This window comes from Micromonospora sp. 4G55 (assembly GCF_016803375.1).
In genome coordinates this window covers 1-6,344 of sequence record NZ_JAEVHN010000356.1, presented here as the reverse complement: position 1 = coordinate 6,344, position 6,344 = coordinate 1, and the positions used below count along the sequence as shown (strand labels likewise).

The following is a 6,344-nucleotide window of genomic DNA, read 5'->3' as shown; positions in this document are numbered from 1 at the left end:
CACGCCCAGGCGCGGTGGTACGGGCTGAAGACCCGGTAGTGGTCGCCGCCGCCGGGCGCAGCGTCCCGGCTCGACGATCGTCAGGCCGGGGAAGAGTCGCAGGAAGAGCCGGTGCCGGTCGCACTCCGCACGCAGCCGGCGCTCCCGGCGGCGGGCGTACCGGCTGACGTCGGCGGAGAGCCCGACCCCCTCGGCGCCCACCTCCCGGGCCAGCTGGATCGTCTCGGCCACCGGGTCGCCCCGGCGCACCACCAGGTCACCGCCGCGCCGGCGGAGTGCCTCGCGCAGCTCGGCGAGGCTCTGGTGCAGGAACCGGGTGCGGTTCGGCGACCGGTCTCGGCCAGCGCCGGGTCGAGCACGTAGAGCGGCACCACCCGGTCGAACGCCGCGCAGGCGGTGGCGAGCGCCGGGTGGTCGTGCACCCGCAGGTCGCGGGTGAACAGCACCACCGCGGTGCGCGTGCTCACCCGGAGACCAGGCTCGGCCCGGGTAGAGCGACCGGGCTGCCGGTCGGGGTGAGCAGGGCCCGGGCGGCCACCGCCAGCCGGCGGCGCCGCGGCACCAGCGCCCGGCGCACGAACACGTCGTAGCCCTGCGCGGCGACCTCGTCGAGGATCCCGCCGTAGAGCGCGTACGCGGTCCGCATGCACGCCTGCGAGGCCGGGCTGAGCAGGGTGATGCCCGGCGCGGCGGCCTCGTAGTGCCCCTGCGCGCGGCTCACCTCGTACTCGATCAGGTCCCGGATCCTCGGCGTGGTGCGGGCCTGGTGCTTCGCGGCGAGCAGGTCGTCGCGGGTGACGCCGAACTTGGCCAGGTCCTCGTCGGGCAGGTAGGTGCGGCCCCGGTCGAGGTCCTCGGCGACGTCCCGGATGAAGTTGGTGAGCTGGAAGGCGAAGCCGAGCTGGCGGGCCGGCTCGCGGGCCGCCGCCGGGTCGGAGCTGCCGAGGATCGGCAGCATCATGGTGCCGATGACCGCCGCCGAGCCTTCCATGTAGTCGAGCAGGTCGTCGTAGGTCGGGTACGACAGCACGGTCAGGTCCATCGCCATGCTGCGCAGAAACGACGCGAAGTCGGCGCGGTCGAGATCGAAGACGGCGATGGTGTGCAGCACGGCCGGGAGCAGCGGGTCGTCGACCGGCTCACCGTGCAGGCCGGCGACGAACTCCGACGACCACTCGTCCAGCCGGGCGGCGCGCTCGGCGGGCGGCAGGTCCTCGGTGCGGTCGACGATCTCGTCGGCGTAGCGCGTGAATCCATACAGGGCGTGCACATGACGTCGTTTCCACGCGGGGAGCAACCGGGTGGCGAGATAGTAGGTACGACCGTGCTGTCGGTGCAGCTCCTGGCAGCGGGCATAGGCAGCGGTGAGATCGGCGTCCACCGGCCCTCCTCGAAATTCGACGCAGCAATCGACGCAACTCGTAAACCCTAGGGTACGCTCGCACCCATGGCCAACGACGCAGTCGCGGGTAATACGCTCCGCGTCGCGCCGGCACAGCCGGGAGCGACGGACGATCCGGTCCGCGGCGTACTGGCCGCGTTCACGAAAGAGCTGATCAGGGGGGTGGACGACACCCTGGCGGCCTTCCTGGCCGCCGAGGTCGGCGCACTCACCGAGATCGACGCGGCGATGGGTGGCTTCGCGGCCACCGCGCGCGACTGCGTGCTGGCCGGCGGCAAGCGGGTCCGGCCGACCTTCGCGTACTGGGGCTGGCGCGGGGTGGTCGGCGGCGCGGAGCCGCTGCCGACGGTGCTGCCGGCGTTCGCCGCCCTGGAACTGCTGCACACGTTCGCACTGGTGCACGACGACGTGATGGACGCCTCCGACACCCGGCGCGGCCGGCCCACCGCGCACCGCGCCGCCGCCGCCCGGCACGTCGCCGCCGGGTGACGCCGGCGACCCGGCCCGGTTCGGCGAGACGGTGGCGGTGCTCGTCGGCGACCTCTGCCTGGTCTGGGCCGACCGGTTGCTCAGCCACGCCACCCTTCCCCCGGCCCGGCTGTTCGAGGTGCGGCGCTGCTACGACCAGATGCGGATCGAGACCATCGCCGGGCAGTACCTCGACGTGCTGGGCGAGAACGATCCGGCGAACTGGTCGGTGGACCGGGCGCTGCGGGTGGCCCGCTACAAGACCGCCAGCTACACCGTCCAGCGCCCACTGCTCTTCGGCGCCTGCCTGGCCGGCGTCGCCGCCGACGCGCCACTGATCGCCGCGTACACCCGCTACGGCCTGGCCGTCGGCGAGGCGTTCCAGCTCTGCGACGACCTGCTCGGCGTCTACGGCGATCCGGCGACCACCGGCAAACCGGCCGGTGACGACCTGCGTACCGGCAAGCCGACCGCACTGCTGATGCTGGCCCGCGAACTGGCCACCCCCGGCCAGCGGCGGGCGCTGGAGCGGGCCGGCCGGGTCACCGGCGCCCGGGACGTGGCTCGGCTGGCCGAACTGGTCGCCGACACCGGGGCGGTGTCCCGGGTCGAGCGGATGATCTCCGACCGGGTGTCCGAGGCGCTGACCGCGCTGGACACCGCGTCGATCGACGAGACCGCGCGCACCGCGCTGACCGGCCTCGCCACCGCCGCGACCAGGCGGCGGGCATGATGAGCGACCTTGCGAAGGAGGTGGTCACGTGCGGACCGTGAACGGGCGTACGGACCGGGTGGTGGTCGTCGGCGCGGGCCTGGGCGGGCTGGCGTGCGCGCTGCACCTGGCCGGCAGCGGCCGGCAGGTGACCGTGGTGGAGCGCGAGCCGGTGCCGGGCGGCCGGGCCGGCCGGCTGGCCATCGACGGGTACGAGTTCGACACCGGCCCCACCGTGCTCACCATGCCGGACCTGATCGCCGAGGCACTGGGCGCGGTCGGCGAGGAACTCGACGACTGGCTGGACCTCACCCCGGTCGACCCCGCCTACCGGGCCTACTACCCCGACGGCTCGACGCTGGACGTCATCACCGACACCACCCGGATGGCCGCCGAGATCGCCCGGGTGTGCGGCCCCCGGGAGGCCGACGGCTACCTGCGCTTCGTGGACTACGCGCGCAACCTGTGGCACTGGGAGCGGACCGACTTCATCGACCGCAACCTGGACGCCCCGACCGACCTGCTCACCGCCAACCTGGTGAAGCTGCTGGCCAACGGCGCGTTCCGGCGACTTCAAACGAAGATCAACCAGTTCTTCCGGGACCCGCGTACCCAGCGCATCTTCTCCTTCCAGGCGATGTACGCGGGCCTCGCGCCGCACGACGCGCTGGCCATCTACAGCGTCATCGCGTACCTCGACTCGGTGGCCGGGGTGTACTTCCCGCGCGGCGGCATCCACGCGGTCTCCCGGGGCATGGCCGGCGCCGCCGAGAAGCACGGCGTGCAGTTCCGGTACGGCACCACGGTGACCCGGGTGGAGACCGCCAACGGCCGGGCCATCGGCGTGCTGACGGCCGACGGCGAACTGATCCCGGCCGACGTGGTGGTGCTCAACCCGGACCTGCCGGTCGCCTACCGTGACCTGCTGCCCCCGGCCCGCCGACGGAAGCTGACCTACTCACCCTCCTGCGTCGTGCTGCACGTCGCTCGAGCCAGGGGTATGAGAAGATCGCCCACCACAACATCCACTTCGGACGGAAGTGGAAGGGCACCTTCGACGAGGTCATCCGGCGCGGTGAGCTGATGACCGACCCGTCGCTGCTGGTCACCAACCCCAGCCGGACCGATCCGGCGGTGGCCCCGGCCGGGCGGCACACCTACTACGTGCTGGCGCCGGTGCCCAACCTGGAACGGGGCCCGTTCGACTGGCGCGGCGACCTGAGCCGGCGCTACGCCGACCAGCTCGTGGCGACGCTGGAGGAGCGCGGGTACGTGGGCTTCGGCGCCGGCATCGAGGTGCTGCGTACGATCACCCCCGCCGAGTGGGAGGAGCAGGGCATGGCCGCCGGTACGCCGTTCGCCGCCGCGCACAGCCTCTTCCAGACCGGTCCGTTCCGCCCGTCGAACCTGCACCGGCAGCTGCCCAACGTCGTGTTCACCGGCTCCGGCACCCAGCCGGGAGTGGGCGTACCGATGGTGCTGATCTCCGGGAAGCTGGCGGCCAACCGGATCACCGGTGCCGGGCGGTGAGCGCGCGGAGCGCGGCCCGGCGGCACGGCACAGGCAGGACGGGCGCGATGCACACGCGGAACGGGGGGCGGGTCCGGTGACGTCCCGGGAAGGGCACCTGGTCGAGCTGGTCGACGACCGCGGCAACGTGCTCGGCGAGGCCACCGTGGCCGCGGCGCACCAGGCGCCGGGGCGGTTGCACCGCGCCTTCTCGGTGCTGCTGGTCGACCCGGCCGGCCGGGTGCTGCTGCAACGGCGCGCCCCGGTGAAGACCCGGTTCCCGCAGCGCTGGGCCAACTCCTGCTGCGGCCACCCCCGACCGGCCGAGTCGCTGGTGGAGGCCGCCAACCGCCGGCTGGCCGAGGAGCTGGGCGCCGCCCCGGTCACGCTGACCGAGGTCGGCGTCTACCTCTACTACGCCGAGGACCCGGCCACCGGCCGGGTCGAGTTCGAGTACGACCACGTGCTGCGGGCCGACGTGCCGGCCGACGTCACCGTGCTGCCGGACCCCGACGAGGTGTCCGAGCTGCGCTGGGTCGACCCGGTACGGCTGATGGCCGAGATCGACGCGGACCCCCGCGCATACGCGCCCTGGCTGGGCGGGGTGGTGAGCCGGCTGCTGCGCGCCGGCGGCCCCGCCGACACCACCATCCCGTCCGGCGTTCCGGCGGACGACGCGTCGGAGCGGTCGGGTGGCCGATGAGGCGTTGAGCGCGGGGGCCGTCGCACGCCGACTGGGCGTGGCGGTCACCACGCTGCGTACCTGGCACCAGCGCTACGGCCTCGGTCCCAGCCAGCACGTACCGGGTCACCACCGGCGCTACACGCCGGCCGACCTCGCGCGTCTGGAGATCATGCGTCGGCTCACCGCGGAGGGGATCGCCCCGGCCGAGGCGGCCCGCTGGGCGAAGCAGAGCCCCGGGGTCGGTCCCGCCGCCGAGGTGCGGCTGCGCGCCGGAGCGGGTCGGGACGGCGGCGGGCAGACGATCCCGGTCGGCCGGGCCGGCCCCCTCGCCCGTGGCCTGGCCCGGGCCGCCATGCGACTGGACTCGGCGGCGATCAGCGAGACGATCGCCAACGCCCTCGCCCGGGACGGCGTGGTCGCCACCTGGGACGGCCTGCTGCGCCCGGTGCTGGCCGGCATCGGGGAGCGGCACGCCGCGACCGCCGGTCTGATCGAGGTCGAACACCTGATGTCCCGGTGCGTGTCCGAGGCGTTCGCCACGGTGGCCCGGCCCGGCCCGGCCGCCGGCCCGGGCCGGATCCTGCTCGCCTGTGCCGACGAGGAACAGCACACCCTGCCGTTGGAGGCGTTGGCCGCCACGCTCGCCGAGGCGGGTGTGGCATATCGCATGCTGGGTGCCCGGGTGCCGCTCGCGGCGCTGATCGAGGCGGTGAACCGGACCGGCCCGGCCGCGGTGGTGCTCTGGTCGCACACCCGCGCCACCGCCGACCCGCAGCAGCTGTCCGCCCTGCTCGGGATGCCTCGACGCCCCCTGCTGGTGCTGGCCGCCGGCCCCGGCTGGCAGGCCGACACGCTGCCCGCCGGAGTGGTCCGCCCGGTCGACCTGACCGAGGCGGTGTCGCTGGCGTTGGCCGTCCGGGACTCACTGGATCAGTCGAGCGGGGCCTGACCGACCCTGCCGAATCGGCGCGTCGTCCACTACCGTCGGGGCCTACCGCGTACCCGACCCCCTCGGAGTGACGATGCGTGCACGCCCCGTCCTGGCGGCCGCCCTCGGCCTGGTCCTGCTCCTCGCCCGGCGGCTGCGGCGACCCGCAACGGGACCCCCCGGCAGGCCCGCGGCGCCCGCCCCGACGGCGGCGGCGAGCCCGTCGCCGGTGACCGCCCCGTCGCCGACAGCGACCCCGCGGCCGACCGCGAAGCCCAAGCCCAAGCTGCGGCCGAAGCCCACCACGCTGCCCGCGGGCCTGCGGCGCGCCACCGGGGTACGCGCCGTCGCGCTGACCTTCGACGACGGCCCGGACCCGGCCTGGACGCCGAAGATCCTCGACCAGCTGCGGGCCGCCCGGGTCAAGGCGACGTTCTGCCTGGTCGGCACCGAGGTACGCAAGCACCCGGAGCTGGTCGTCCGGATCGTCCGGGAGGGTCACCAGCTCTGCAACCACAGCTGGCGGCACGACTTCGACCTGGGCCGGCGGCCGGTGACCGAGATCCGGGCGACCTGGTTCGGACCAACCGGGCCATCCAGGCCGCCGTGCCGGGCGCCAAGGTGCCGTTCTACCGCCAAC

General features: G+C 74.2%; 4 protein-coding genes and 3 pseudogenes. 5 read left to right on the top strand and 2 right to left on the bottom strand.

The window, feature by feature from the left end; all coding sequences use genetic code 11:
* A pseudogene (locus tag JNW89_RS24095) lies at positions 1–467 on the bottom strand (deoxyribodipyrimidine photo-lyase); the annotation flags it as partial.
* The gene (locus JNW89_RS24090) at positions 464–1,381 is read right to left on the bottom strand and encodes a phytoene/squalene synthase family protein (protein ID WP_238450610.1); all 918 of its coding nucleotides are present in this window, start codon (positions 1,379–1,381) and stop codon (positions 464–466) included. The gene JNW89_RS24090 and the pseudogene JNW89_RS24095, both read right to left, overlap by 4 nt.
* Before the next feature lie 66 nt (positions 1,382–1,447).
* Between JNW89_RS24090 and JNW89_RS24085 the strand changes: the two are divergent.
* From JNW89_RS24085 to JNW89_RS24065, 5 genes and pseudogenes are all read left to right on the top strand, one after another.
* A pseudogene (locus JNW89_RS24085) lies at positions 1,448–2,603 on the top strand (polyprenyl synthetase family protein).
* A 28-nt stretch (positions 2,604–2,631) separates the two neighbouring features.
* Positions 2,632–4,112, top strand: a pseudogene (crtI, locus tag JNW89_RS24080) (phytoene desaturase family protein).
* A 76-nt stretch (positions 4,113–4,188) separates the two neighbouring features.
* Positions 4,189–4,794 (top strand): isopentenyl-diphosphate Delta-isomerase, encoded by a 606-nt coding sequence (idi, locus tag JNW89_RS24075; protein WP_238450609.1) that lies wholly within the window; start codon positions 4,189–4,191, stop codon positions 4,792–4,794.
* Entirely contained in the window at positions 4,784–5,725 is a 942-nt protein-coding gene (locus JNW89_RS24070) for a MerR family transcriptional regulator (protein ID WP_238450608.1), read from the top strand. The genes idi and JNW89_RS24070 overlap by 11 nt, the downstream gene beginning before the upstream one ends.
* A gap of 73 nt (positions 5,726–5,798) precedes the next feature.
* Positions 5,799–6,344: polysaccharide deacetylase family protein (locus JNW89_RS24065; protein WP_238450607.1), on the top strand; the 546-nt coding region annotated here is incomplete at its 3' end.